21 protein-coding genes and 2 pseudogenes are annotated in these 25,489 nt (G+C 34.1%); 6 read left to right on the forward strand and 17 right to left on the reverse strand.

Features of this window, described 5'->3' with window-relative positions; translation table 11 throughout:
• Window positions 1–2 precede the first annotated feature (2 nt).
• Both I6L50_RS23085 and I6L50_RS23090 read right to left on the reverse strand, forming a co-directional pair.
• Window positions 3–1,019 (reverse strand): FecCD family ABC transporter permease, encoded by a 1,017-nt coding sequence (locus I6L50_RS23085; protein ID WP_219303232.1) that lies wholly within the window; start codon window positions 1,017–1,019, stop codon window positions 3–5.
• A complete protein-coding gene (locus tag I6L50_RS23090) occupies window positions 1,020–2,054 on the reverse strand; it encodes a FecCD family ABC transporter permease (protein WP_219303233.1) in 1,035 nt (344 codons plus the stop codon). It lies immediately after the preceding gene.
• 276 nt (window positions 2,055–2,330) lie between these two features.
• Between I6L50_RS23090 and I6L50_RS23095 the strand changes: the two genes are divergently transcribed.
• Entirely contained in the window at window positions 2,331–3,095 is a 765-nt protein-coding gene (locus I6L50_RS23095; RefSeq protein WP_219303234.1) for a DUF817 domain-containing protein, read from the forward strand.
• Between the two features lie 190 nt (window positions 3,096–3,285).
• On the opposite strand, the pseudogene I6L50_RS23100 reads toward I6L50_RS23095, so the two are convergent.
• Together I6L50_RS23100 and I6L50_RS23105 are read right to left on the reverse strand one after the other, a co-directional pair.
• Window positions 3,286–4,322: pseudogene (locus I6L50_RS23100) on the reverse strand (DUF4003 domain-containing protein).
• Between the two features lie 280 nt (window positions 4,323–4,602).
• Window positions 4,603–5,058, reverse strand: a complete 456-nt coding sequence (locus tag I6L50_RS23105) for a DinB family protein (RefSeq protein ID WP_219303236.1) — start codon at window positions 5,056–5,058, stop codon at window positions 4,603–4,605.
• Between the two features lie 217 nt (window positions 5,059–5,275).
• On the opposite strand from I6L50_RS23105, the gene I6L50_RS23110 reads away from it, so the two are divergent.
• Complete coding sequence (locus I6L50_RS23110; RefSeq protein ID WP_219303237.1) at window positions 5,276–5,764, forward strand: DinB family protein; 489 nt, start codon at window positions 5,276–5,278, stop codon at window positions 5,762–5,764.
• 215 nt (window positions 5,765–5,979) lie between these two features.
• Here I6L50_RS23110 and I6L50_RS23115 read toward each other — a convergent pair.
• A pseudogene (locus I6L50_RS23115) lies at window positions 5,980–6,740 on the reverse strand (CPBP family intramembrane glutamic endopeptidase).
• 573 nt (window positions 6,741–7,313) lie between these two features.
• Between I6L50_RS23115 and I6L50_RS23120 the strand changes: the two are divergent.
• On the forward strand, window positions 7,314–7,847 hold the full coding sequence (locus tag I6L50_RS23120) for a GNAT family N-acetyltransferase (protein ID WP_002190291.1): 534 nt from the start codon (window positions 7,314–7,316) through the stop codon (window positions 7,845–7,847).
• A gap of 87 nt (window positions 7,848–7,934) precedes the next feature.
• Here I6L50_RS23120 and I6L50_RS23125 read toward each other — a convergent pair whose 3' ends face one another.
• Window positions 7,935–8,828, reverse strand: a complete 894-nt coding sequence (locus I6L50_RS23125) for a LysR family transcriptional regulator (RefSeq protein ID WP_219303238.1) — start codon at window positions 8,826–8,828, stop codon at window positions 7,935–7,937.
• A 122-nt stretch (window positions 8,829–8,950) separates the two neighbouring features.
• Here I6L50_RS23125 and I6L50_RS23130 point away from each other — a divergent pair, with 122 nt between their 5' ends.
• Window positions 8,951–9,916: a quinone oxidoreductase family protein gene (locus tag I6L50_RS23130; protein ID WP_219303239.1), complete on the forward strand. Its 966-nt coding sequence runs from the start codon at window positions 8,951–8,953 to the stop codon at window positions 9,914–9,916.
• 76 nt (window positions 9,917–9,992) lie between these two features.
• On the opposite strand, the gene I6L50_RS23135 is transcribed toward I6L50_RS23130, so the two are convergent.
• The 5 genes from I6L50_RS23135 to amyS form a co-directional block, all read right to left on the reverse strand.
• The gene (locus I6L50_RS23135) at window positions 9,993–10,445 is read right to left on the reverse strand and encodes a hypothetical protein (RefSeq protein ID WP_215577268.1); all 453 of its coding nucleotides are present in this window, start codon (window positions 10,443–10,445) and stop codon (window positions 9,993–9,995) included.
• Window positions 10,446–10,491: 46 nt separating this feature from the next.
• A complete protein-coding gene (locus I6L50_RS23140; RefSeq protein WP_219303240.1) occupies window positions 10,492–11,202 on the reverse strand; it encodes a histidine phosphatase family protein in 711 nt (236 codons plus the stop codon).
• A 158-nt stretch (window positions 11,203–11,360) separates the two neighbouring features.
• On the reverse strand, window positions 11,361–11,885 hold the full coding sequence (locus I6L50_RS23145) for a GNAT family N-acetyltransferase (RefSeq protein ID WP_002137597.1): 525 nt from the start codon (window positions 11,883–11,885) through the stop codon (window positions 11,361–11,363).
• Between the two features lie 6 nt (window positions 11,886–11,891).
• Window positions 11,892–13,793 carry an endonuclease MutS2 gene (locus tag I6L50_RS23150; protein WP_219303241.1) on the reverse strand — a complete coding sequence of 634 codons (1,902 nt, stop codon included), beginning with the start codon at window positions 13,791–13,793 and terminating at the stop codon, window positions 11,892–11,894.
• A gap of 531 nt (window positions 13,794–14,324) precedes the next feature.
• A complete protein-coding gene (amyS, locus tag I6L50_RS23155) occupies window positions 14,325–15,866 on the reverse strand; it encodes an alpha-amylase (RefSeq protein ID WP_219303242.1) in 1,542 nt (513 codons plus the stop codon).
• A 214-nt stretch (window positions 15,867–16,080) separates the two neighbouring features.
• Between amyS and I6L50_RS23160 the strand changes: the two genes are divergently transcribed.
• Complete coding sequence (locus I6L50_RS23160; RefSeq protein ID WP_219303243.1) at window positions 16,081–16,872, forward strand: arylamine N-acetyltransferase family protein; 792 nt, start codon at window positions 16,081–16,083, stop codon at window positions 16,870–16,872.
• Between the two features lie 118 nt (window positions 16,873–16,990).
• Window positions 16,991–18,778: an oligoendopeptidase F gene (gene pepF / locus I6L50_RS23165; RefSeq protein WP_219303244.1), complete on the forward strand. Its 1,788-nt coding sequence runs from the start codon at window positions 16,991–16,993 to the stop codon at window positions 18,776–18,778.
• Window positions 18,779–18,829: 51 nt separating this feature from the next.
• Here the strand turns inward: pepF and I6L50_RS23170 are convergent, their stop codons facing one another.
• The 6 genes from I6L50_RS23170 to psiE form a co-directional block, all read right to left on the reverse strand.
• The gene (locus tag I6L50_RS23170; protein ID WP_219303245.1) at window positions 18,830–19,876 is read right to left on the reverse strand and encodes an agmatine deiminase family protein; all 1,047 of its coding nucleotides are present in this window, start codon (window positions 19,874–19,876) and stop codon (window positions 18,830–18,832) included.
• A gap of 107 nt (window positions 19,877–19,983) precedes the next feature.
• Window positions 19,984–21,726 carry an amidohydrolase gene (locus I6L50_RS23175; RefSeq protein ID WP_219303246.1) on the reverse strand — a complete coding sequence of 581 codons (1,743 nt, stop codon included), beginning with the start codon at window positions 21,724–21,726 and terminating at the stop codon, window positions 19,984–19,986.
• Window positions 21,727–21,807: 81 nt separating this feature from the next.
• The gene (locus I6L50_RS23180; RefSeq protein ID WP_219303247.1) at window positions 21,808–22,629 is read right to left on the reverse strand and encodes a MerR family transcriptional regulator; all 822 of its coding nucleotides are present in this window, start codon (window positions 22,627–22,629) and stop codon (window positions 21,808–21,810) included.
• 44 nt (window positions 22,630–22,673) lie between these two features.
• Window positions 22,674–23,651, reverse strand: a complete 978-nt coding sequence (locus tag I6L50_RS23185; RefSeq protein ID WP_219303248.1) for an agmatine deiminase family protein — start codon at window positions 23,649–23,651, stop codon at window positions 22,674–22,676.
• 229 nt (window positions 23,652–23,880) lie between these two features.
• The gene (locus I6L50_RS23190) at window positions 23,881–24,813 is read right to left on the reverse strand and encodes a bestrophin family protein (protein WP_002142623.1); all 933 of its coding nucleotides are present in this window, start codon (window positions 24,811–24,813) and stop codon (window positions 23,881–23,883) included.
• A 178-nt stretch (window positions 24,814–24,991) separates the two neighbouring features.
• On the reverse strand, window positions 24,992–25,411 hold the full coding sequence (gene psiE / locus I6L50_RS23195) for a phosphate-starvation-inducible protein PsiE (RefSeq protein WP_002165314.1): 420 nt from the start codon (window positions 25,409–25,411) through the stop codon (window positions 24,992–24,994).
• Between the last annotated feature and the right edge of the window lie 78 nt (window positions 25,412–25,489).

Genomic DNA, 25,489 nt, shown 5'->3' on the forward strand with positions numbered 1-25,489 from the left:
ATTTATTTTGTTTTTGTAAGTAAATAAAGAAAATATGGCGCACCTAAAGCCGCTACTACTACGCCAGCTGGAATAGAGTTTGGCTCAAATAAAGATCGTCCTATCGTATCCGCGAGTACTAAAATAATCATTCCAATTATGCCAGCTAACGGAAGGAAATGTTGATATGTACTACCTACTAACTTTCTTGCGATATGCGGAGAAACTAAGCCGATAAAGCCAATTCCCCCTGCCATTGATACACTTGCACAAGACAATCCTACCGCTGTAGCTAAAAGCAGTAACCGTTCTTTTTGAACAGATACACCAAGCCCTGCTGCTACACTATCACCTAGTGACAGTACATTTAACGTTTTGGATTTCAGCCATGCGTACGGAGTTAGTATCAAAATCCAAGGTAATAATGCTAGGACATGAATCCAATCTCTTCCCCACACGTTACCAACTAACCACCTAGAAGCGAATGTATACGTCTCATCATTTAACTTGAGCGAGAAAAATAACGAAAGTGCACTAAAACCAGCTGAAACTGCAATACCAACAAGAATAAGTCTAATGGGAAGTAAACCTTTTGACCGATCACTCGCAAGCAAAACAATAAGAAATGCAGCTAGCACTCCTCCGCCAAATGTAAATAACGGTATTAAAATCGATGCACTCTCGTTAATAGAATGAAAGAAAGTAACAAATACAATAAGCCCGAAAGAAGCACCCGAATGTAATCCAAGAATACCGGGATCTGCTAGTGCATTACGAGATAGCCCTTGCAAAATCGCACCGGAAACTCCAAGGCCAATACCTGCTAACATTGTGATTATAATTCTTGGCATACGATAATCGTATAGCACGGTTGCACTCTCAAAATCACCATAGCCAAAAAGCGTTTGAATTACTTTGAGCGGCGCGATGCTCAGCGTCCCCGTATTTAAGCTAATCAAAATTACAGCGATACTTATACATCCGAAAATTGTAGTTACAGTAATAGCCCTCTTTTTATCCTTGTTAAAAAGATTCTTCACTTATAGCTCACTCCCAACTTTACGTGCTATATAGAGAAAGAACGGAACTCCAACAAGAGCTACCATAATCCCTATCGCAAGTTCTTTAGGAGGATTTACTGTTCTTGCCCCTAAATCAGCTAAAACTAATAACATAGCTCCTAATAATGCTGACATAGGAATAATTCGTCGATAATTAACATCTACTAATTTTCTAGCAATGTGCGGAATGACTAGTCCTACAAATCCAATGGAACCAACAGCTGAAACAGAAACACCTGCTAGAATCACTACCATAATCATCCCAAGTATTCTCGTTCGGTTCGTTTTTACACCTAAATTTGTAGCGACATCATCCCCCATCGATATGAGTGAAATAGATCGCCCTAGCGCTGTCGCAAAAACAATTGTTATGAGAATAATAGGCACTAAAAATTTCAAGTGTTCCCACTTAACCCCCGCAACACCACCAGCATACCAAAATGCTAAATCTTGGCTTAAGTCATAATAAATCGCGACACCTGAACTTAACGAATGTAAAAGCGCGGCCATAACTGCCCCTGCAATCGTTAACCTCATCGGCGTTAAACCGTCTGATGTTGCTGATCCAATAATAAAAATGAGTACTGTACTTAAAACTGCTCCAATAAAGGAGACAATCATTAAATAGGAATACGGCATATGCGGGAAAAAAGCAAAACTAAGTGCTACTACAAACATCGCACCTGCATTTATTCCGAGTACACCTGCATCAGCTAAAGGATTTCGTGTTACCCCTTGCATAACAGCTCCAGCGACTGCAAAAGCAGCTCCTACAACTGCTGCGCCAATTACCCTTGGGAGCCTTAATTCATAAATAATTTGATGCTGTGTTAATTTCGGATTATAATCAAAAACCGCTGCCCACACCGTTTGCAAATGAATATCCTTTGCCCCGAATGCAATAGCTAAAAATATAGATCCGATTAAACATAAAATTGTTAAGCTCATGAAACATACGAACTTAATATGTATCCAGCGATTATTGCCAGCATGTACAGTAAACTTATGTAACATGTTTCATTTCATCCTTTATATTCAGTTCTTTTTTATAATTATTTTTTATTTATAATCATTATTGATAATAATTATCATTTTCATTTAGATATTATATCCCCACTTTTTTTAAATAGCAAACTATTTTTTTACTTTGTTAAACTATCAAAATACTTATTACAATTCCCTTCTAAAACTTCCAAATACATGCAAAATGACGTACTGTTTTATTTTCAAATTTGTAGTATACTAAGTTATTATTTTGATTTTTCAAATAATAACCCTGAAGGTGAAAACATGTTTTATGTAAAACAACTACTCTATTTTACTTATGAACAAGCATTATCCTGTTTGTTCCCTGTCGTTATTTTTTTAACACTTGCTCTTTCAAAAATCATTTCGATTCCAGGGCTGTACCGATATGATTTCATACTCATCGTATGTCTTCTTATGCAGTGGATTATGTACAAGACTGGTCTTGAAACAAAAGACGAACTAAAAGTAATTACTGTCTTTCACCTCATCGGCCTTCTACTAGAAATATATAAAGTACATTTCGGTTCATGGAGTTATCCTGAAGAGGCATATTCAAAAATTTTCGGAGTTCCGCTTTACAGCGGTTTTATGTATGCGAGTGTTGCTAGTTACATATGCCAAGCGTGGAGAAGATTGCATTTACAAATGTATAATTGGCCGAGGGCTATTTTTGCAATACCGTTAGGAGCTATGATTTACTTCAATTTTTTCACACATCATTTTCTATATGACTTTAGATGGGTATTAACCTTACTTTTATTCATTGTATTCTTTCGCACATTTGTGGAATTTTCATTACAAGGCATTACATATAAAATGCCACTCGTTCTCTCCTTTTTCCTTATCGGTTTCTTTATTTGGATTGCAGAGAACATTGCAACATTTTTCGGAGCATGGCAATATCCAAATCAACAGGAAACGTGGAATCTCGTTCACCTAAGCAAAATTAGCTCATGGTTTTTACTCGTTGTTATTAGCATTATGATTGTTACACAACTCAAACATTTTAAGCAGTCGAAAAGATAATGCTAATTATGTAAAAACATTAAAATAACAACTTATCTTCCTTACCCAATAAAAAAATCCACTCTGTAAAAATAGTTAACCCATCACTCATTAGAGAGTGATGGGCCTTTTTTATTAATATTTTTTAAACCGTTCTCATCAAAGAGGTTATAGGTTCATCATAATTTACAAGCGCATAAGCAGTTACACATTATGAACTAGTACTAGCAGAAGAGGTTGCTGCAGATGAAGCGGCAATCGTTGCTATCATAGCTGCTTGTTGTGCTTGTATGAGGACTTCTATCATTGTTTGTAAACCTGCGTTGGTAGCTTTACTTTCCTCACCTTTCTGACTTACGAACAGTTGAATAGCAATAAGAATATTCGTATCTGTATGCCAACGGAAAAATTTCTCCCCTTGCAATTTTTCAATCAACGCTTTAATAGAATGAATCTCTTTTTCTCCATCCTCAAGTAACGCTAGTAGCCCGATAGCTGGATAATGCATCTGTTTCACTTTTACCTTTTCTTGTTTTAACAAATTCCATATGTTTGTACATGTTGCAACTAACATTTCTTCACGGACATCCTTCTTTAGTGAGAGGATATGACTTAAAAACTGAAGATCATTCCCTTTACGCAAACCAGCTTTCGCTAGTTTCTGATAAAGACGTTCTACCCGGTCCATAAGTGTTTCTACATTCTCTGATTGTCCTGCTAGTAAAACCGCGAGTGGATAATCATTTGTACCTGTAAGAAAAAGATGATCCTCTTTCATCCGTTTATATACTTGCATCGAACGCTGAATGTGCGTGCCATGCTGTTCATTTTCTTCTGTTAAAAGCACAGCTGCTGCGAGATAAGTAAATATACTCCGGCTAAAGCCACCAGCGACCAATTGTTCATATAAATCTAAAAACCTCCGAAAAGCTTCCTTGTAATCTGTAAAGTGAATATCTAATGTTGCGGCCACCACAAAGCGATGATAAGACTTTAAGTATGAAAACATCCCTACCTGATTCTTAATATAACTACTAATTTCTAAAAAACGTCCGAGATCAAACAGTTTATCACTACCTGCATACATAGCAGCAATCATCATACCTGTTCGAGAATCACTTGTTTTCCATTTTAGTTCTCCCTTTAACTGTGCATATGTATGTGTGTATTGCTCCAACTTTTGTTCCAATGTAATCATAGTATTCCCCCATTTTCTAGTTCCTCTCTTTTATTATACGTATATTCCATATTTAGGAATACCCTATTTCATACAGATTTTGCAACCTTATACTTTCTTCTGTATTATTTTCAATATTTTTCTATTAAGTAATACAAAAAAAATAATAACTACCATAAAACTTAGGATGTTTCTTTATCCTAATTGGTTGGTTTTCTTTCCTTCTTCATCAGCATCACGATGATTAGCGTTCATAATCCTTAATCCTTCAAGAAGTTCAACAACAAAAAAGGATAGATAATAAATTATCTACCCCTTTTTTGTCTATATATTATTTAACATTACCAAAAACTAAAGAGCCTTAATAATACGTTCCATCGCCTTCATTTGCCCAATATGGTCTGCTTCATGATAAAGCATCATACCGTAAAGCTCTCCAACTGTTTCCAACCCTAAAAATGGCTCTGGAAGTTTATTTTCAAATGCTTCTGCTGGAATTTCTTGAATGCGCTTCGCTTGTTCTTTTAATTGAACCGTTAACACTTCTAATGATGGCCCTTCTGTTTTCCATTTAGACGGTTTTGATCCATACCCAAACATACCTGGATATTCAGTTGGTAATTGTTTGAATTCTTTTCCAAACATGAAAACTTCTGCCGCCGTTAACACGTGACCGATATGCCAGCGAATTGTATTGTTAAAGCCCTCCGGCTGCGTATCCGCAGTTTTGTCATCTAACGTTTCCATAAATTTAAGTAATGCCCCACGCGTTATTTCAAATTGTTTTAAACCAATTATTCTATTCATTTTATCGTCCCCTTTTTTATGTACAATTTATTATGAACTAAGGATGTTAAACTTATTAAAGTTTCACCTTGTTTAATCTATCAGAAACAATTAAGAAAAACATCTAATATGCTTAACGCACTTCGGAAATATGTTTTTTTAAAAAGGTACAACCCCCGTAAATATAGAATTACTTACAGCGCAAATATTTTAGTAAACAAAAGAGGAGTGTAATTACATGGTAGATGTTTTAAAACAACAATATAATCTTATTAGTGCTACAAGGGAACATCTATTTACATTTTTGGAAGAAATTCCACGAGAAAAATTGCACAGCATAGTTCCTAATTTCGGAAGTGGCAGCATTTTAAAAACCCATATTCATGTAGCTGATTGCTACCGATACTGGCTTGGATCATTCGCATTCAAGCAAAAACGAGCAGATTTTTCATTCGCTAGTGATTATGAAATTGAGCATGCAGATGTCGAGAAAGTTCGTGCTAGATTTAAGTTAGTCGATGAGGTTGTAATGCGTTTTTTAGATGAATACAATGACCGTTGGCTCGAAAATATAGCAAATGAAGTGAAATGGCAAAAAGAACCTTGGAGCACAACTCCGCTATGGCTTTTAACTCATACGGAGACACATGAATTTCATCATAAAGGCCAAATTGTATCAATGACTCGTCACCTTGGATATACTCCTCCTGACACAGACCTTAGTTAATTCAATTGTTCTAACAAATGAATTACTATAACTGTCGTTAGCATTGTTTATGTATACGGAAAGGCTCTTCATTCTTTTTGATATTGTTTATAGTTTTGCAAATTTTTTTACGGCACAAACTTGTATTATATTTTAATTATGTTTGTGTCGTGTTCTTATTAATTAGTTTCATATCCATAAAAAATATATTAATATGTTTCCTTTTATTATTTCAGTTACCTAATCAATAAGAGGTTCTTTCTTTTTATTATGACTTTATACACGATAAATACGAAAATTCCGAAAATAAAAGTTGGAAATGCTGGTAACACTTTATCATTTGGCACGTACACACTCCAAAAAGAATTAAGAAGCGCATGAAAAATTAGACACATAAAAATACTTTTAGTTGCGTTAAAAATTGTAGTTAATAAGAAAGATACGGCAATTGTCGTAATTATAAAGGCTATAAAATCCCTTTGAGTTTGATTCGTGCCTGGAATAAACCATAACGGCCAGTGCCAAATAGCCCATATAACACTCACAATAACCGTACTAAAAAATGCCGAATTTTTTTCTGAAGGGCAGGTTGTAAAAATCCTCTCCATCCAATTTCTTCAAGACCACCACCAACGATCATTGTTGGAAAACTAAGTAATGCCACGTATAATGGTTTTTGCATCGTTGCTCCACCAAATATCGTTGGAAGATAACAGCTAATAAAAGCTAGAACAACGATTAGAACATACCATACAAAGTGATGCCTAGGATTAACAATATTTTTAATAAACACTCTGAACTCTTCTTTTGATCCATATTTTTTCTTTAAACTAATTGCAACGATTGCCGGCATGATTCCCCCGAAAACAAATAATATCATCGCTAGCGGTGTACCAAATGTCGTAATGTTTAATTTTATTAAGCTAATTAATAGCCCCCATAGTATCCATGTAAATATAAAAGTTCGTATTACATATCGTTTAATCTCATTCCCCATTTACTTGCCTCCTTTATTTTAATTAGAGCATAAATTTAGAGATATGAAAATCACTTATGCTAAATTATTCCAAAACATTAAAGGAACCTCCCTACTCTATCAGGCTTTTCTGGATAAGCCGACTCCTACCTACTTTGCTTCGGTCAAGGTTCGAAGTTGGAGTCTCACTATCCGTTAATACGGGATAAACAAACAAAAAGAAGGAGCATGTTTTGAGAACCAATCAAAACATGCTCTTGTAAAGTGACAATAACGTTATTTAATTCTTGTTTAACTACGGTGCAAATTAGTGGGAAAGGCTTATTTTCCACTAAAAATATTTATAAAAAATTCATGTTCATTTAAAAGTGGAATGAAAAGCAATAATAATAGTATTATCAAAAAACTTGTTGATACATTTTGTTGTGTATAAAACTTTTATTATTTGTTTTAGGTATACCATACCATTATAAAATTCATGTAACATCAAAGTAAGATACATACTTTTCAAACGATACACAAAATAAAACTCTTCTTCAATGTATATCAAAAATATTTATATACTCTATCACCAACCTTAAGGAGAAATTTATAATGAGATTAGAGAGTGAAAGAATTTATTTAAGGCCCCTTTGCGAGCTAGATGCGCCCATTATATTAGAAAGTACAATGGATGAAGAAATAAGATATATGACTGGAACCAAGCCTACTTTTTCATTGGAGCAAATTAAAGCACATATAGATAATATAAATAATGATTCAAATCGCTATGATTTCGCTATTTGTTTAAACAGCACTGACGAAATGATTGGAGAGTTATCGATTTTAGATATCGATGAGGAGAACCAAAGAGCTGGATTCAGAATATCTATGCTTTCTATTTCATTAACAGGGAAAGGCTACGGAACTGAAGCTATGAAAATAGTTTTAAGATTTGTTTTTGAACAACTCACATTCAATCGTTTACAGTTAGAAGTATTTAGCCATAATTTACGTGGAATTAGAGCTTATGAAAAGGTTGGGTTTGTAAAAGAAGGAACCTTACGTCAATCCTTATTTTATAATGATACGTACTCGGATGAAATTATTATGGCAATACTTAAAAATGATTATAAAAATATGCTATAAAGAACCGATACTTGTTTCATCCAAGTATCGGTTCTCTCTATACAAAAGTGCCATTTTTTCTTACATATAAAACAAATATTTCTCCACTTAATTCCTTGCAAAAGACTCCCTCGTCACCTCAATAAATTGCTGCAGTGGCGCTGTCATCCATTTATCTTTATGCCAAGCAATTTGCGTATAGATCGGAGTGATTGTATTCTTTAAGACTAATTCCTTTATCGTTCCCTCTCGTATATCTTTTTCTACTACTATTGCTGGCAAAACTGCTATACCTAAATCTGCAATAACGCATTGTTTAATTGCCTCGACACTAACAAATTCAATCTTATTTGCTGGGTATACATCTTCCGCACGGAATAACTCTTCAAATAAAGTCCGATACGAGCAACCTAGTTCTGTTAGTAAAAGTGTTTCGCTTTCTAAATCTTTTGTAGAAACGGAAGGTTGTTCAAGTAAACGATGCGTATGAGCAGCTACTACTTTTAATTCTTCTTTCATAAGCGGCTCCACATGTAAAACATCCTCTGTTTTACATTCGTCCAAAATAAATACAAGATCTACTTTCCCCTCCATCAATTGTTCCTTCGCATCTTTATTTGAATGCGCAGGTTTAAATATAAGCTTTATTTGCGGAAATTGTGCTTTAAATTTCTTTAATATAGATGGAAGCCTATATGTACATTGACTTTCTTGTGCACCGATTATTAACGTACCCGCTATTTCCTCATCATCTTTCACAGCCATTTTCGCTTCGTTACTGAGTGCAATCATCTTATCAGCATATAGTTGAAACTTCCTGCCTGCTTCAGTTAAGAAAAGACGTTTTCCTAATCTTTCAAATAACGGCGTACCTAGCTCAGCTTCTAACGTTTTAATTTGCGCCGTTACGCTCGATTGAGCAAAGTTCAATTTCTTCGCAGTTTGCGTAAAGTTCAAAGTGTCCGCTGCTACTTTAAATGTAATTAATTGTTTTATCTCCATTTATCATCCCTCTTTTCAATCGGTATTTCCGATTGATTTCATCGAAATAATCCTCTTTGTCTATTGATATTTGTATTGTATGATAAATAGCATCGACAAACAATAAAATGGAGGTATTCCATATGAAAGCACTTTGTTTCGAACAGTTTGGAAGTCCAGATGTACTACAATATAAAAAAATACCTGATCCAATCATAGATTCAAATGAAATTCTTGTTCGTACAAAAGCAATCGGTTTAAATTTCGCTGATATTTATAGACGCCGCGGTGATTATCATCTCGCTGGTAACCCGCCTTATATATTAGGTTATGAAGGCGCTGGTATTGTTGAAAAAGTAGGAGCAGACGTTACTACTATCAATCCTGGAGACCGTATTGCATTTGCTGACGTTCCATTCTCAAATGCAGAATTAGTTGCCGTTCCATCTGAAAAAGCAATTACGCTTCCAGATTCTATTTCTTTTGAAACAGCCGCTTCTGTCTTATTACAAGGATTAACAGCACATTATTTAACGAAAGATAGCTATCAAATAAAACAGGGTGATATAGCTTTAGTACATGCCGCAGCTGGTGGTGTTGGTCAACTTCTCATCCAAATGATTAAACTACAAGGCGGAAAAGTAATCGGTCTTACGTCATCAAAAGAAAAAGCACAGATAGCCACGTTAGCTGGTGCTGATCACGTATTTTTATATACTGAAGCATGGCATACGAATGTACTTGAAATGACTAATGGTGCCGGAGTAAATGTTGTGTATGAATCCGTAGGTTCTACGCTCGCGGAAAGCTTTAAAGCAACTAAAACTGGTGGTACTGTCGTATTTTACGGAATGGCCGGTGGTAATCCTGCGCCAGTTGATCCACGTATGCTTATGGATACTTCGAAAACTTTAACTGGCGGAGACCTTTGGAACGTTCTTACTACGTATGAAGAACGTAAGCAACGCTCTACTCAATTATTTGATTGGATCACTGCAGGAGAATTAAATATCGCGAGTCCAACTACATTCGCTTTACAAGATGGTGCTCTTGCACATGAATTATTAGAGAGCCGAAAAAGTACTGGGAAGATTTTATTAATTCCATAACCGTTCTACTTTAAAAAGGAAAAGATAAGCATATAAAAGAGCATCGATTCCGATGCTCTTTTAGTATGGAATTTTATTAGTTTCTTTTTATTCCAGTAATTTTCGGCTCATCATATGAAATAATGTCGATGATATGGTTCAAACAAGGAATTTGATAGTGGACGAACTGCTCTTCAGGAAATATAAATTCAGCAATTGTTCCTGCTTTAATGAAATCCAAATATCTTGATTTTGAGTAAATCCTAAAAATTCTACCTTCTGAAATTTCGTAGTCATCCATTACAGTAAACGATTCATTAGTAATGGAGTAAGCAACATACGTTTCAAAATCCAATTGCACAATTGGTAGATTGTCATCAACATCAATGGATGACCCTTCTATTTCAACCTCATTTGTAATTTTCATAAGTCCCTTAGTTTTGTTAACTTTGCACCTATCAATAAGTACCCTCAGTGAATTTTCTTCAGGTTCAATCAATTTGTTTAAATATATATATCCTTTAAATTCCATCAAATCTTGAAAATCCATTATTCCCCCCATTTTGAAAATCTAAAAGGAATCGTAATACACCCTGTTAAATTTCCACACTTTCTTTCCCTTTTGCAACATAACTCATATCCCCAACTGATTCTACTGTATATTCCCCATCTTGATATACAACTTTCGTTACACTTGCATTCTCTACTCCAAGTTTTGTTTTGGTACTGTCTAACATTTCTATTAAGGCAGTAATCAAAAGCCCATGAACGACAACTAAAACGTTGCCACCTCCATTTTTAGCAGCTTCTTCACTAATTTTATCAATCTCTGTTTTTATACGAGTAGAAAATAATTCCCAATCTTCCGCCTGTTTCGTAGGGTCTGCTGCTCTAATCAGATTAATCACTTCTTGAATAGAAAACTTCATGAGTTCTTCTGGTGATGCAACGCCCGCAGCTTTTCCAACCACATCCCACATATTTTCAAGTTTTTCACCTTCAAAAATACCAAAATTTAATTCTCGTAAATTTTTCCTTTGCTCAAGTTTTAAGTTTGATTGCTCACTATATTTTAATACTAAATTAGCAGTTTCAATCGCTCGGCCGCTATCACTACTATACGCATTCGCAAAATGAACATCTTTTAATCCTGTTCCTAAATTAGAGGCAACTTCCACACCTTTTTCTACTAACGGAGAATCTGCCCAACCTTGCGCGCGCTGGTTCGTATTTAATATTGTTTTTCCATGTCTTGTAACATATAACGTAACTACATTCTCATTGCTATCTGTTTCTCGATTCTTCATCATATTCTCTCCCTTTACATTTCTATATCAATTTTACCATCTCAATTATTCATTGAGCAAAATATACGTAAGTGAATTTGCTTAATAAAAAAAGCTATCTTTCTGTATATCCCTACAAAAAGATAGCATCTTTTATGATTATTCCTTAATCGATTCTCCTACTCAGCAAAAGCACTCGAATACTGTACAACTCCTTCTACACCTTGAAGAGCATTCTCTCTTAATTCCATCACCATAAACACTTCATCTGGCACTTCAAATGGTGCTTTTATATTCCAATCACTTGCTTTTTTAAATCCAAATTTCGGATAGTACTCTGGATGTCCTAATACCACAACAGATTCATATCCTAGTTCTTTCGCTTTTTCTAAAGCAGCTACGATCAATTTTCCGCCAATTCCTTTTTTCTGATGGCCCCTAGCAACTGAAACTGGTGCGAGTGCTAATGATTCTACAGAAGTTCCGTCTTGTTCTATCTTAATTTTTGATAACATAATATGCCCGACTATTTCCTCATCTACTGCAACGATTGATAATTCAGGAATAAACGCGTCACATTCTCTAATACGTTTTACAAGTTCATGTTCCTTTTTATCACTAAATTCTTCATTTGAAAATGCTTGTTTTACAACTTCTTCAGTTTTACTACAATCATTTTGTTGTTCTTGTCTAATCGTTACCATTCTATATTATCCTCTATTCTTTCTTATTTCTTTTTCAATTTTACGAAGCGCTTTTTTCGATCCGCGCTCCATATCGTGCTGCATTTTTCTTTCTTTACAATCGACAAATAGTGTATTTAAATCATATCCTTCTGGGTATAATTCTTTCGCCGCTACCTCTAAAGTAATACGTTTCACATTCACTTCAACGAATTCACCGTTATAATATACAACGACATTATAGAAATTATCTCTTTCCTTATAGATGATACCAAAATCATCATGATCCAATAAATTCACACGGTCACCGATTTTATATTCATAGTCATTTTCTCTTTTTTCTTGCACGAATTTTGGTTTTCTAATTTTACTTTCATTCACTTTTTCTAGAGCGTATTCTTTATTTGCCATATACTCTTTCGCTCTTTGCAGTACATGGTCTCTCACATTCATTTTATTCGCAATCCAAAGTGCATTACTTTCACCTGATTTACCGATCACTAATTTATAAAGTGGCTCTAGTGTTTCACTATTAAATTGCATTGCTGCGTTCATAAAATCACCATGCATTTCTGAAAAACGCTTAATTTCACCGTAATGCGTACTCGCAATTGTAATACATCCCGCAAGGTAAAATTCTTCTAAAATAGATATCGCAAGCGCCGCACCTTCATTCGGTTCTGTACCGCTTCCTATTTCGTCAAATAGTAGTAATGTATTATTATTTGACATCCTCATAATCTCGGATAGATTTTTCATATGCGATGAGAATGTACTTAGTGCATTTTCAATACTTTGATTATCACCAATATCTACAAATACATTTTCGAAAATAGCAATTTCTGTTTCTTTATCTCCAGCGATGTGCAGGCCTGACATTGTCGCTAATGTTAACAATCCGATTGTTTTTAACACAATCGTTTTTCCGCCTGCATTCGGTCCTGTAATAATTAAACTACGGTATTCTTGACCGATTTCAAAGTTTAACGGTACTACTTTCCCACTTAAAAGCGGATGCTTACAATTTACTAAATGAATGTAGCCATGATCATTTAGCTTCGGCTCTATTCCATCGATTGATTTACTAAACTTCGCTTTCGCAAATACCATATCATATTGGCTAATTAGTTCCATATTAATTTTTATATGATAAATGTTTTCTAATACCATTCCTGATAATGTCGCTAAAATTTGATACTCTTCCATCGCTTCTTCTGCTTTCCAACTTGCGAGTTCCGCATTTAACTTTGTAACCGTATGTGGTTCTATAAATACAGTAGAGCCTTTAGCGGACGCTTCAACTATACTTCCCGCAACTTGATTTTTATAAGAAGATTTAATTGGAATTGTATACCTATCATCCTTCTTACTAATAAAGAACTCTTGAATATACTTCTTATTTGCACTACTATTTAAAAACTTCGTTAAGCGCTCTTTTATTTTTCCGTCTACAGAATCAATGTTATTTCGAATTCGTTTTAACTCTTTACTAGCCGCTGCATCAATGCTATTTCCTTTAATTGAAAAGTTAATTTCCTCTTCAATACTTTTAAATTCAGTCATTGAATTTGCATAAGAAGCTAATACTGGCGCAAAAAATTCTTTATCTAGCATAAACTTTTTAATCTTTCGGCACCCACGTAAAAAGTCTGAAACGCTCACTAACTCTGCTGGGTCTAAAATCATCCCTTTTTCTAATTTTTGAATTGTACTAGCAATATTTGAAATACCGAAGAAAGGCACATGTCCTTCTGCATCTACTATAGCTCGTGCTTCTGTCGTTTCATTTAAGCGATTTCTCACTACTTTTATACTCGTACTCGGCTCTAATTTATTTAATAATTCCTTACCTAATCCACTTACACAATAAGATTTCACTATATCCTTTAATTCGTTATATTGTAACTTTTCAAAAGTCATCATATTCATTTTGTTTCTCCTCACTATGATTGGTTTTTATCATCAATGAAGATACCTACTCATTAGATTCCAATGAGTTCTACATTATTCAATTATCATTTTTATACATTAAAAACATATACAAAAAAGCTGCGGGGATACCGCAGCTTTTACATTTACAAGGCATGTGTAATAACATATGAGAAAATAAGCCATAAAAACAGATGGCAATCCCCTTATTACACGCTTTATAAAGTATTGTAGGTATCTTCATAGGTTTCGAAATAAATGCATGACAAAATTAGGGGTATGATATACATAAAAATCCCCTGGTCTTATCCGATTTATTTCATTAAATTTTTCCTATTTAGTACCTACCGCACTCACAAAAAGCACCTCTCATTAATTTATATTTTATGTTCATTGAAATCTAATTTATTGAAATCATCATACTATATGTTTTATAAGAAGTAAAGGTGTCATACTTTAATAACTATGCAGAATGTAAAAAAGAAGAGGAGAACTTATATTTCAATCTGCCCCTTCTTTTTTATCACAAATTTACTGCTGAATATATATTGAAACTGAGCCTCCATTTACATGGAACTGCCCCCATCCATCTTTATTAATTGTTACAGTATTTGTTTGATTACCCGTAATATCGTACCATACTTCCCCAGCGTTATTCTTTCCAACATCCATCCACTTTGATCCTCCTGGTCCGTCTGAGAGTAATGTCGCTAAACCAGAATTAGCATGTACACCATCACCTTCTCTTGTCCAGCCAATCACATCTGGATGGTCTAAATAATCACGCTGCGTACCATATGCAAAGTTTTTTCGTGCCGTCAAAATCGGATCAATTTTATCTTTTAACGCTGGAATTTCATAACTACTATTTCCGTTTGTTCCATAGTAATCACCATAGAAAACTGAAGGATAGCCCTCTGCACGAGTTAAAATAAATGCATATGCCAACGGTTTAAACCACGGGCTTACTACAGATTCCAATGACTGTCCAGGCTGTGAATCATGATTCTCAACGAGAGTAACTGCGAGTGCAGGGTGATTTTTCATTACTGTTCCATTTAAAATATTTCTCATATCATAATTCCCATTTCCTGTTGAAGCATAATGAAAATTGTAATGAAGCGGTGCATCAAACACAGATTGATTATAATTGACTTTCGCTAAATAATTGTTTAAAGCCTGAACATCATTTTGCCAATATTCAGCTACTGTAAACATTTCTTTCCCCGTTTGCTGTCTGGCATGATTTACCCAATCGCGTAAATATTCATGATCAATATGTTTAACAGCGTCCAAACGAAAGCCATCTAAATTTAATTCATTCGCATACCATGTTCCCCAATTTTTCATCTCATTCGCAACATCAGGATGATCAAAATCAAGATCTGCATACATCAAATAATCATAATTCCCATTCTCGCTAGACACTTCCGAGTCCCACGCTTTACCTACACCCCTAAATTTATAAATTCGATTTAATTTCCTTCCTTCATCCCAATCCGTTCCGTCAAAATGATACCATTTCCATTTGAAATTAGAATAAGCATCTCCGCGCCCTGGAAAATTAAACCCCGTCCATGCACTAATTTGATAATCACCTGATACTTCAATATTTCGATTGTTACGGTCTACCTCAACAGCTGTTACGGTTTCAGTATAATCAGCCCCACCTTTATGATTCATAACTACATCACCGTATACGTCGATGTTTTGCTTATGTAAAGCGTCAATTGCAGATTTCAACTGTGCTTTCGTCCCATATTTCGTCCGCACCGTTCCTTTTTGATTGAACTCCCCTAAATCATATAAATCATAGGCCCCATACCCTACATCATTTTGCGAAGTCCCTTTATATGCAGGTGGTATCCATACAGATGTGATTCCTTTATGAGCTAAACTTTCAGCATCGGAACGCAAACGATTCCAATGATTCCCATCATTCGGAGCGTACCACTCAAAATACTGCATTAATGTTCCATTGTTCACTGTTGCTGCTTCTGCCTTATTCCCCTCATATATATTAGGAAAAAGTAAAGTAAACAATAAACAGACTACCATAATCCTTTTCAACATATTTACACCATCCCCTTCAAGAAAACGTTTGCATAATTTATTAAAATTATTATAATATTCGTTCTACAGTTAGTAAAGTAGTAATCTTTTAATCTCTCACATTATTTTTCACGTAACTTCACATATTCCACAAGTACCCCCACATAGTTTAAATTTCACATCTTATTCAAGATTGTTTACAATTTACCTATAAAATCATAACGGAGGGATTTTCATGACAAACTTTCAAAAACAATTTTTCGCACGATTAAATATAGAAGAAAAAGAAACAGTTTCATTTGAAGATTTACCTAACATTATGTACGCAATGTCACAATCTATCCCTTTTGAAAACTTAAATATTCTCGAAAACAACTTTAAAGAAATATCAAAAGAAAATCTAAAAGAAAAAATTTTAATAAACAACCGTGGCGGCCTTTGTTATGAATTGAATCCGGCTATGTATTACTTCCTTAAAGACTCTAAATTCGATGTCCATCTCGTTTCAGGAACAGTTTATAACGCTACAAATTCTATATGGGCTGTAGATTCAGGGCATATCGCAACTGTTTTACAACATCATAATGAACTTTACTTAATTGAAGTAGGTTTCGGATCATATTTACCCCTTTCCCCTGTTCCTTTCTCAGGTGAGATCGTTCATTCTGTAACAGGCGACTATCGTATTCGTAAAGAAACGACTGAAAAAGGTAATTATATTTTAGAAATGCGTAAAAGCAATGAGTTTCTAGATCAATCTTCTACTGATGATTGGACAGTAGGTTATGCATTTTACTTGGAAGAAGTGGATGAAACGAAAGCAAATGCAGCACAAAAAATTATTGTTGAACATGAAGGTTCACCATTTAACAAAGTACCTCTTGTTGTAAAACTTACTCATGACGGGCACGCATCATTAACAAAAGATAGCCTTACAGTAACGAAAAATAGAAATAAAACAAAAGAAACAATTACAAAAGAGCAATATACAAACCTCCTTCATTCAACGTTCGGCATTACATTATAACTTTTAAAGCCTCGCCATTCTCGGCAAGGCTTTTTATTTTCCAGCAGGGATTTTTTGCAATTTGTTGTATTTCATAGTTATATAGGAATATAACTACATATTTAGAAAGGAAATGATTATGACAGAACTTAAAGATCGACTACAAGTAGCTGATAAAGAAAAATGGGATTTAACGGATATTTACCATACAATTGAAGATTGGGAAAGCGATTTTCATAAAATTGAAGTATTAACGAATGAATTACACAAGTTTAATGGAAATATTCACGATGGCAATAGTTTATTAGCTTATTTAACAAAGAGTGAAGAAATATCTAGCATAATATCTTTAATGTTCGCTTATGCACGATTACAATCTGATCTTGATACACGCGATACTGACGCTCAATCCCTTGTCGATAAAGTATCACAATTACACGTGAAAGTAAGTGCGGCTAAATCTTTCTTTTCCCCATTCTTACTTAGTGTAGATGAAAGCACATTACATTCTTACATAGAAGAAACAGAAGGCTTACACTATTATAAAGAAGACTTATTTGAGCTATACCGTTATAAAAAACACGTTTTGAATAAAGACCAAGAAGAGATTTTATCACAAATGGGTGAAGCCCTCTCCTCCCCGCAGCATACATTTGGCATGTTAAATAATGCAGATATAATTTTTGGTGAAGTGACTACTGATGATGGAGAAAAAGTAAACTTAACACGTGGAATGTATTCAAAGCTAATAGAAGATGAGAATCGTGAGAAACGTGAAGAAGCATATAAAGCTTATTACAAGCCGTATGTTCAGTTAAAAAACTCTATCGCTTCTACTTTGTCCGCAGCTATTAAAAATAATGTTACTGTCTCAAAGCTACGAAAATATCCATCAGCTTTAGAAAAATCATTATTTGGCGACATGGTTCCGAAAGAAGTATATGAAAATTTAATCGATACGACGAAAAAAAACATTCAATCATTACATACGTATAATGAACTTAGAAAAGAAAAATTAAATGTAGATGAACTAAGACAATACGACTTGAGTGTTGATTTAGTAAAAGGTGTAAAACAAGACATTCCATACGACGAAGCGTTTGATATAATGATCGCGTCACTAGCTCCTTTAGGTGAAGAATATATCGAAACATTAAAAAACTTTAAAAATAAACGCTATATAGACGTGAGAGAAACACCAGGAAAACGTTCTGGTGCTTATAATTTTGGTGTATACGGTGTTCATCCTTTCATTCTTTTAAATCATCATGATGATTTAAATAGCCTTTTCACCCTTACTCATGAATGCGGACACGGTATGCATACGCATTACTCACACGGATACCAACCAAGAATTTCTGCACACTATTCCATTTTCGTAGCGGAAGTCGCTTCTACCGTAAATGAAGTGTTATTAATTCATTATTTATTAAAAGAAGCAAAAGAAACGAACGTACGTAATCATTTAATTAACTACTTTATCGATAGCTTTAAAGGTACTTTCTTTACACAAATCATGTTTGCAGAATTTGAAAAAATCACACATGAAATGGCCGAACAAGGTAAACCACTAAACGCCCAAGTCTTTAGCGAAATTTATGAAAAGTTATTTAGAGAATATAACGGTGATTCACTTGTATTTGACGAAGAAGTAAAATATGGCTGGTCTAGAATCCCTCATTTCTACCGTCCATTTTACGTATACAAATACGCAACGGGCTTCGCTTCTGCCATTCAAATCGCCGATAAATTATTAAGCGGCGATCCAAATGCTCAGAAAAACTATATTGAATTCCTTAAAGGCGGTAGTTCAGACTATCCATTAAATCTACTGAAAAAAGCTGGCGTTGATTTAACTACGCCAGAACCGATTGAAAGTGCATTAAATCGATTCACCCAACTTGTTGAAGAGTTTTCAGCATTATAGAAAAAAGCATGCAGATTATAGAATCTGCATGCTTTTTTCATTTCGGTTACTTTATACTAAATGTTGCTGCGTCACACAATGAATCATACCACCATACGCATACAGTTCATTTACATAAACACCGACAATTCTTCTTCCTGGAAACTGCCCTTCAATGATTTGAAGCCCTAACTTGTCATGTTCATCGCCATATATAGGAACTAATACAACTTCATTTCCAATATAAAAGTTCAAATATGAGCCCTTACAGTCTGCTTCTTTTACCACTTTTCTTGTCACCGGTACTGGTATGAGCTGAAATGGCTTTCTATCTATATTTCTTGCTTGTCTCAATTCTTGATAATGCTTTTCGTACGCCTCCAAAAGGTATGATTCGCTTTCCCCGAAAGGATCATATTCATAAAGAATTGTATTTTCATTTACAAAACGCGCTGCCCCATCAATATGGTAATCTGTATCTTCATCATAATTATCCTCTCCGCGAATACCAGTTATCCATATAAAATTCGTTACTCCCAAATACTTCGTTAACTCTATTTCAATCTCTTCCTGACTTAGTGTAGGATTTCGATTTTCATTTATAATAGAAGTTTTTGCCGCCATTAAGGTGCCATTTCCATTTATCTCTATTCCTCCACCTTCTATACAAACACTAGATTTAACTTTTGGAATGCTATACATTTCACTTATTTTTTCCGGAATAACAACATCATTTTCATACGGATATTTATCTCCCCAACCATTAAAAATCCAGTGCGTTAAGCAGAGATTGCCTTCCGTATCTTTTACAAAGATCGGTCCATTATCTCTTATCCACACGTCATCCGTCTCTTGAACTAAGAAATCAATTTTATCCATATCCACTTTCGCTTCCATTAACTTCGATTGGACATGTACTTTTTCTTCCTCATCATATACAACAATATGCACATTTTCACCGTAATGAAGCTCCTTTGCCATCGTTACCCAAATATCATCTAGCTTAGCTTTGTAACCTTCACCTCTATGAGCTTTATCATGAGGCCATTGGAGCCATGTCCCCTCATGATTTTCCCACTCAGCTGGCATATAAAACAAACTATTTTCCATATTTCTCATACATGTTCACCCCTTCTTCGAATGTAAGTTCAGTCTAAACTTTGACATCGTGTTAAGGTCAACAGGAATATATTCATTTACTTGTAACTACTTTATAAGGTGTCTCTTTATTTCTCTTTGTGATACACTACTTCCCCTTGTAAAACCGTCACTAAAACTTTCGCATTCGGAATCTTATCGACACTCATTTTAGTGATATCTTCATTTAGTAATACCATATCGGCTGATTTACCTACTTCAATTGAACCAGTAACATTATCAAGGCCTAATGCTTTGGCGGGCTTAATCGTATAAGCATCAATAGCTGCATATATATCAGATAAGCCTTTCTCTTCAATACTTAATGCATTCGAAATTGTCACAAGTGGATTTAGTTCATTTACATCCCAATCACTACTAAGCGATACATTTGCTCCTGTTTTCCAAATTCGCCCTAACGGCATAATTCGTTTCATCTGTTGATCTGTAAAATACGTACTTGCCCCGCTTTGTTTAGGATCTTCCGCAAAATCATGGCCTACTTGAAAATCAGCGCTAATACCTAACTTAGCAAAACGATTTATATCACTATCTTCTACCATCTCAACATGTGTGAGCGTATAAGGCTGATTTGCACCTTCTTTTTTCGCTGCTTCAATTGCATTTAAACTCTCTCTTACCCCGCCATCCCCAATCGTATGAATGAGTGCACCGTAACCAAGTTTATTAAGTTCCGTTAACCACCATTTCATTTTTTCTTCTGGAATATAGTTCAAGCCATACGGTGTTCCCTTAAACCACTCAAATTTATATTTTTCTAGTATTTTAGCTGTGCTGTTAATGCTAATTCCATCACTATACATTTTCACTTGATTAATAAGCATTCGAGATGATACATCATCACGCTTAATTTTTTTGAAATACTCCATTTGTTCTGCTTCATTTAAGTTCGGATATACCCACGGACGAAGTACTACTCGCGATGTTAACTTTTTCTCATCATTTACTTTATTCCAAACATCTAACCAGCCTCGTTTCCAATAGAGACGTCCATCGCCGACTGTAGTAATTCCATTCTTCGCAACCTCATCTAAACCGTCTAACAAACCTTCATAATTTTTTCCAAAGAGATTAGGCTGAGAATTCCATGCTTTTTCCATCACGATATCCCCAGCTGTATCATACAGAATTCCAAAAGGTTTTCCTGTCTCTGGATCCCGGATGATTCTTCCGCCTTGCGGATCTTTCGTCTCTTTATTTATTCCTGCTGATTCCAATGCCTTTGAGTTAACCCATACAGAATGAGAGGTTCTTTCCATAATTAATACCGGGTTATTAGGAAATAGCTCATCAAGAACTTGTAATGGGGTTTGATGTTCTGATTTTTCATCCATATCTTTTAACAGCTCTTCCAAACTGAACCCTGTTCCACTTATCCATTCCCCTGTCTTTATATCTTTTTTACAAGCTTTTAAATACGATCGTTGTTCTTGCAGCGCAGCATCTGGTGAGACACTACAATTCCCTGCTGCTGGTGATTTCGCCTCAAATATATGATTATGATTGTCCACAAAACCAGGGAGAATAAAACGTCCTTGTAAATCCACCACTTTCGTATCTTCATTTATAAATCCTTCTACATCTTTGTTTGAACCAACAAATGTAATTTTCCCTTCTTTAACGGCTACAGCCTCTACAATGTCTTGCTTGTCATTTGAAGTATAGATTGTACCATTTTTAAACACTACATTTTTGGGCAACTGATTAGGTAGAACGAAGCTACCATTCTCACCTTCTCCTACTCCAGGAGTACACGCTGAAACCCATGTCATGCTTAGAATCAGACAAATAATCGTGATTGTTCTTTTCATATTCTTTCTCCTTTTTATTATGATGAATTACTTACATAAATAGAATAAGGATTGACATAATGTTAATGTCAATCCTTATTCTCAGTCTATTTTCATAACTAAAAAACAAATTTGTGTCACATACTCCTCTACTAAACAATCACATTCAGGTCCCTTTATGTAGACCTCATATGGTGAACCATCTATTACATAACCATTTCTTTCAATCCATTTTTCTAACGCAATATAAGCGTAGCCTATATAGTCATAACTTCCATAATGCATAGTAGTAACGATTTGATGTAGATTTAATTTTTTTATTTCATATTCTTGTACTACATCTTTATTGTTCCCATGCATGACCGGAATCCTTAATTCAACATCACTTTCATTTGGAATATACTCTTCATCATAAAAGACCGTAGAGGGCGAACCAACCATTTGTAAGTTATGCTTTTGTACTTTTTCATATAAGTCATAAAAATAATCATCCATATCATCTATATTTATTTGCAGTCTTTGAGCAATTACCGTCATTTCATTTCTCATTCCAATTAATATATCGTAACTTCTATGGCGAGCAATATTTAAACCATGATTCATATTTACCATTTCATTCATTTCTGAAATAACCTGTAAATTTTGTTTCACCTCATGAGACAACTCTATAATTTGCGATTGCATATGTTTAATAAATGAATCTTGATCTGATGATTGAAGAATTATTTTAATTTTCGGTAAAGGGAACTTGTACTCTCTTAGCTTTTTAATTTTCAACGCTATTTCTAACTGCCCTTGCTCATAATATCTATACCCATTTTCTGGGTTCACATATGCTGGTTTCAATATTTCCTCTTTATCATAATGCCTTAACATTCGTGTACTCATTTTACAAATCCGTGAAAATTCAGTAATTGTATACATATAAATACCCCTTGAATACATTTTCTTATATATAAGCTTATTTATTAAAACCAATCAAATATTTTTCTGATTGAAGAACCTTCATTCTGATCGTTCAGCCTTTTCATTTTTGAAGGTAACAAATGACTAGGACAATACCACGTTAAACAATTCATCGCGCCTCCCATTGTCGATATTTCTCCTACATGACTTTGAATAACTTGTTTCTCAGTATGCTGTTGAATATATCGTAAAACTTCCTCATCTTTAGCTAATCCAAACTTAGGAACGTAAAGCGTATCACATGTTTCTAACATATTTATATATAAACCTTTTGCTGACGCTATCTCTTCATCGTATTGACCCTTCTCTGTATATGACGAAGGAACAACTATAAATTCAGCCTCTGGCATTTGCTCTTGAATAATCTCTTGAACCTTATATCTAAATTCATGATCCCCTAAAAAATCACTAATAAACATTGTATGTTCATCAATAAATTTAACCATCCCGTCTGCGTGTGCAAGTACATCTCCCTCTTCAGCAGGAATAATAATAACCCGACTCACATCTAAATCCCATTCCAGTTGCTCTATAATTTCTTCTTCCGTCCAATCATAATTATCATCAAATATGCGTTCCGTTAATATAACGGTATCTTTTTTATTCCAAATAAGATTTCCACCGTCTAATATCAATGGAGATGTCACAAATTCAAAGTCGTTTTTTTTCAACCATTTATTAAATTGTTGATCTAAATATCGTCCTTGATCTTTCGGTAAATAATTCGGTTGATATTTGAATTTGACTAGATGATTTGTTACAACTGGTGCAACATCTCTTAGCCAAATATCATCATACTCAAAAAAGTTTGTATGAAAGTCTTGCTCTTCAACAGATAAAGATATAAGTTGATCGGTAAATGCTTTATTTGCATTTAAGTATTCATTAAAATAAATAATGTCTTCATAAAATGGTCGATAATATTCATTCGATTCATCTGGTATTGCAGTAAAAATAATGCCACTATGTTTTTGTTCCATATTACTTACCTCGCTTTTTAATAATGATTGAATAACTGTTTTCAATAAGCCAACTATTCCCCAATTCATTTCTCTTTTCATTACAATTTTTGAAACGTGCACATTTCATGAATGGATTATAGCACGGAGAAATATTATATATTTATATAAAAAATATAAAGACGTCGTTAAGCCGTAAACTGACTCTTGACAAGATTTTTAAATTTTAATCGTCGTACACAATGAAGGATTAGATGACTTTTTTATCAAGATTCAAATCCATTACTTCTAATAGAGCGTTTTGATTATATAAATTCACTAAATGCGTTTCTACCCCAATGCAAATCCCTTCTAGCGGAAGATCGTTTGGATCTTGACCAAATGGATCCTCAATTTCAACTCCTATTGCTTCAATCCCTATAAATGCAAAACTTATAAACGTAGTTGCAAGTACTGTAAACCATCCAAGACTATCAACAAGACCAATCGATAAAGTCCCGCAAAATATGAGCAGTAAAATTTTAATATGAGCAAAATATGCAAAAGGAATAGGCGTTGTTTTGATCCGATCACATCCACCCACAGCCGTAAGCAGAGTATTCAAATCAGCTTCCATATTAATTATTGCATTTGGGTGAATTTGACCCGTTTTCAAACCTTTTGATAGTATAGTTTTTAACATAAAAACTATACTAATCGGTAAATGAATAGACTCAGCCAACATTTCTTTTTCCTTCTCAGAACAAATATCAAACAATGCTTTTATTTCGGATAAATCTTTTTCGTCTCTCAAATGTCCTTTCGCTATCTTTGGAAAAGCAATTAACAAATGTAAAAATTTTAATTTTTCCTGATCCGTCTTTTTCCCTTCAGACTCCCAATAACATAAAAAACTAACTGCCAAATTTCTAGTACAAGCACCAACCGTTCCAAATAACTTTCTACCTTCCCAATACCTATCATAGGCAGTGTTAGTACGAAAAACTAACAGTAGACCTAAAGCTCCTCCAACAATTACCCAAGGAGTTTGATTAATTTTTATTTCTACATAATAATAATTAATCACAGTTACTATCGTTGAAATACATATATATAATAAAATTTGCGGGAAAATATCTCTTACAACCGTTCCTTTTAATGTAAATATTTGATGTAAACTATTTTGATTATTGTAATGAACCATACTTACAAAAACCTCTTTCCTTATTAACCTTTTATTCTTTTAAATTATGAAAGTATACAATTAAATAGCAGAATCATAAACCCTATTATTATAAAACTGGTTAAGATTATTTCTTTCAATACTGTTACTCCTTTTTACCAAAAGATAAAACATCTTTTTTGATTTAAACAACAAACGTTCACTCTTCTAAATCACGACGCATTATTTTAGAATTTGCAATGAATAAAGCACTAATTAATACAAGAATCGCGCAAGCATATATCAATGAATCCATTGGACTATCATGGTCTATAATAATTAGACGAACAATAGCAGTTATACCTATATATATAAAATAACGTAATGGAAAATGAAAATTCATTTGAAAGTACTTTATAATCATTACGATGAATTCAAAATATAAAAAGAATACGACAATGCTATCAATTAAATGATAACTAGATTCCTCACTATTTAATTTAAGTTCTTGTATAAATTGAATGACTTCTTTCATAAGAAACACACTTAAAACAATTCCCAAACAGATCAAAGCTACATTTATAATGTACTGTAGAACGATAGGGAAAAACGAAAATACTCTTTTTAAATTCTTTAACACAAACATTTTTCTCCTTTTCCATATAAAACAATAATGACAATATACTTTTATTTAATTATCGTTACATTAAAATTACAC

This window comes from Bacillus sp. FDAARGOS_1420 (genome assembly GCF_019344915.1).
Lineage (GTDB): Bacteria > Bacillota > Bacilli > Bacillales > Bacillaceae_G > Bacillus_A > Bacillus_A mycoides.

What these genes read in the sequence shown, in the direction of transcription:
- I6L50_RS23135 (WP_215577268.1), bottom strand. Translation starts at nt 10,445, where the DNA reads ATGGATTTTCAAGATTTGATGGAATTTAAAGGATATATATATTTAAAC.
- I6L50_RS23190 (WP_002142623.1), bottom strand. Translation starts at nt 24,813, where the DNA reads ATGGTTCATTACAATAATCAAAATAGTTTACATCAAATATTTACATTA.
- I6L50_RS23185 (WP_219303248.1), bottom strand. Translation starts at nt 23,651, where the DNA reads ATGGAACAAAAACATAGTGGCATTATTTTTACTGCAATACCAGATGAA.
- I6L50_RS23120 (WP_002190291.1), top strand. Translation starts at nt 7,314, where the DNA reads ATGAGATTAGAGAGTGAAAGAATTTATTTAAGGCCCCTTTGCGAGCTA.
- I6L50_RS23110 (WP_219303237.1), top strand. Translation starts at nt 5,276, where the DNA reads ATGGTAGATGTTTTAAAACAACAATATAATCTTATTAGTGCTACAAGG.
- I6L50_RS23105 (WP_219303236.1), bottom strand. Translation starts at nt 5,058, where the DNA reads ATGAATAGAATAATTGGTTTAAAACAATTTGAAATAACGCGTGGGGCA.
- I6L50_RS23150 (WP_219303241.1), bottom strand. Translation starts at nt 13,793, where the DNA reads ATGAATATGATGACTTTTGAAAAGTTACAATATAACGAATTAAAGGAT.
- I6L50_RS23125 (WP_219303238.1), bottom strand. Translation starts at nt 8,828, where the DNA reads ATGGAGATAAAACAATTAATTACATTTAAAGTAGCAGCGGACACTTTG.
- I6L50_RS23090 (WP_219303233.1), bottom strand. Translation starts at nt 2,054, where the DNA reads ATGTTACATAAGTTTACTGTACATGCTGGCAATAATCGCTGGATACAT.
- I6L50_RS23130 (WP_219303239.1), top strand. Translation starts at nt 8,951, where the DNA reads ATGAAAGCACTTTGTTTCGAACAGTTTGGAAGTCCAGATGTACTACAA.
- I6L50_RS23170 (WP_219303245.1), bottom strand. Translation starts at nt 19,876, where the DNA reads ATGAGAAATATGGAAAATAGTTTGTTTTATATGCCAGCTGAGTGGGAA.
- I6L50_RS23175 (WP_219303246.1), bottom strand. Translation starts at nt 21,726, where the DNA reads ATGAAAAGAACAATCACGATTATTTGTCTGATTCTAAGCATGACATGG.
- I6L50_RS23095 (WP_219303234.1), top strand. Translation starts at nt 2,331, where the DNA reads ATGTTTTATGTAAAACAACTACTCTATTTTACTTATGAACAAGCATTA.
- I6L50_RS23140 (WP_219303240.1), bottom strand. Translation starts at nt 11,202, where the DNA reads ATGAAGAATCGAGAAACAGATAGCAATGAGAATGTAGTTACGTTATAT.
- amyS (WP_219303242.1), bottom strand. Translation starts at nt 15,866, where the DNA reads ATGTTGAAAAGGATTATGGTAGTCTGTTTATTGTTTACTTTACTTTTT.
- pepF (WP_219303244.1), top strand. Translation starts at nt 16,991, where the DNA reads ATGACAGAACTTAAAGATCGACTACAAGTAGCTGATAAAGAAAAATGG.
- I6L50_RS23145 (WP_002137597.1), bottom strand. Translation starts at nt 11,885, where the DNA reads ATGGTAACGATTAGACAAGAACAACAAAATGATTGTAGTAAAACTGAA.
- I6L50_RS23180 (WP_219303247.1), bottom strand. Translation starts at nt 22,629, where the DNA reads ATGTATACAATTACTGAATTTTCACGGATTTGTAAAATGAGTACACGA.
- I6L50_RS23160 (WP_219303243.1), top strand. Translation starts at nt 16,081, where the DNA reads ATGACAAACTTTCAAAAACAATTTTTCGCACGATTAAATATAGAAGAA.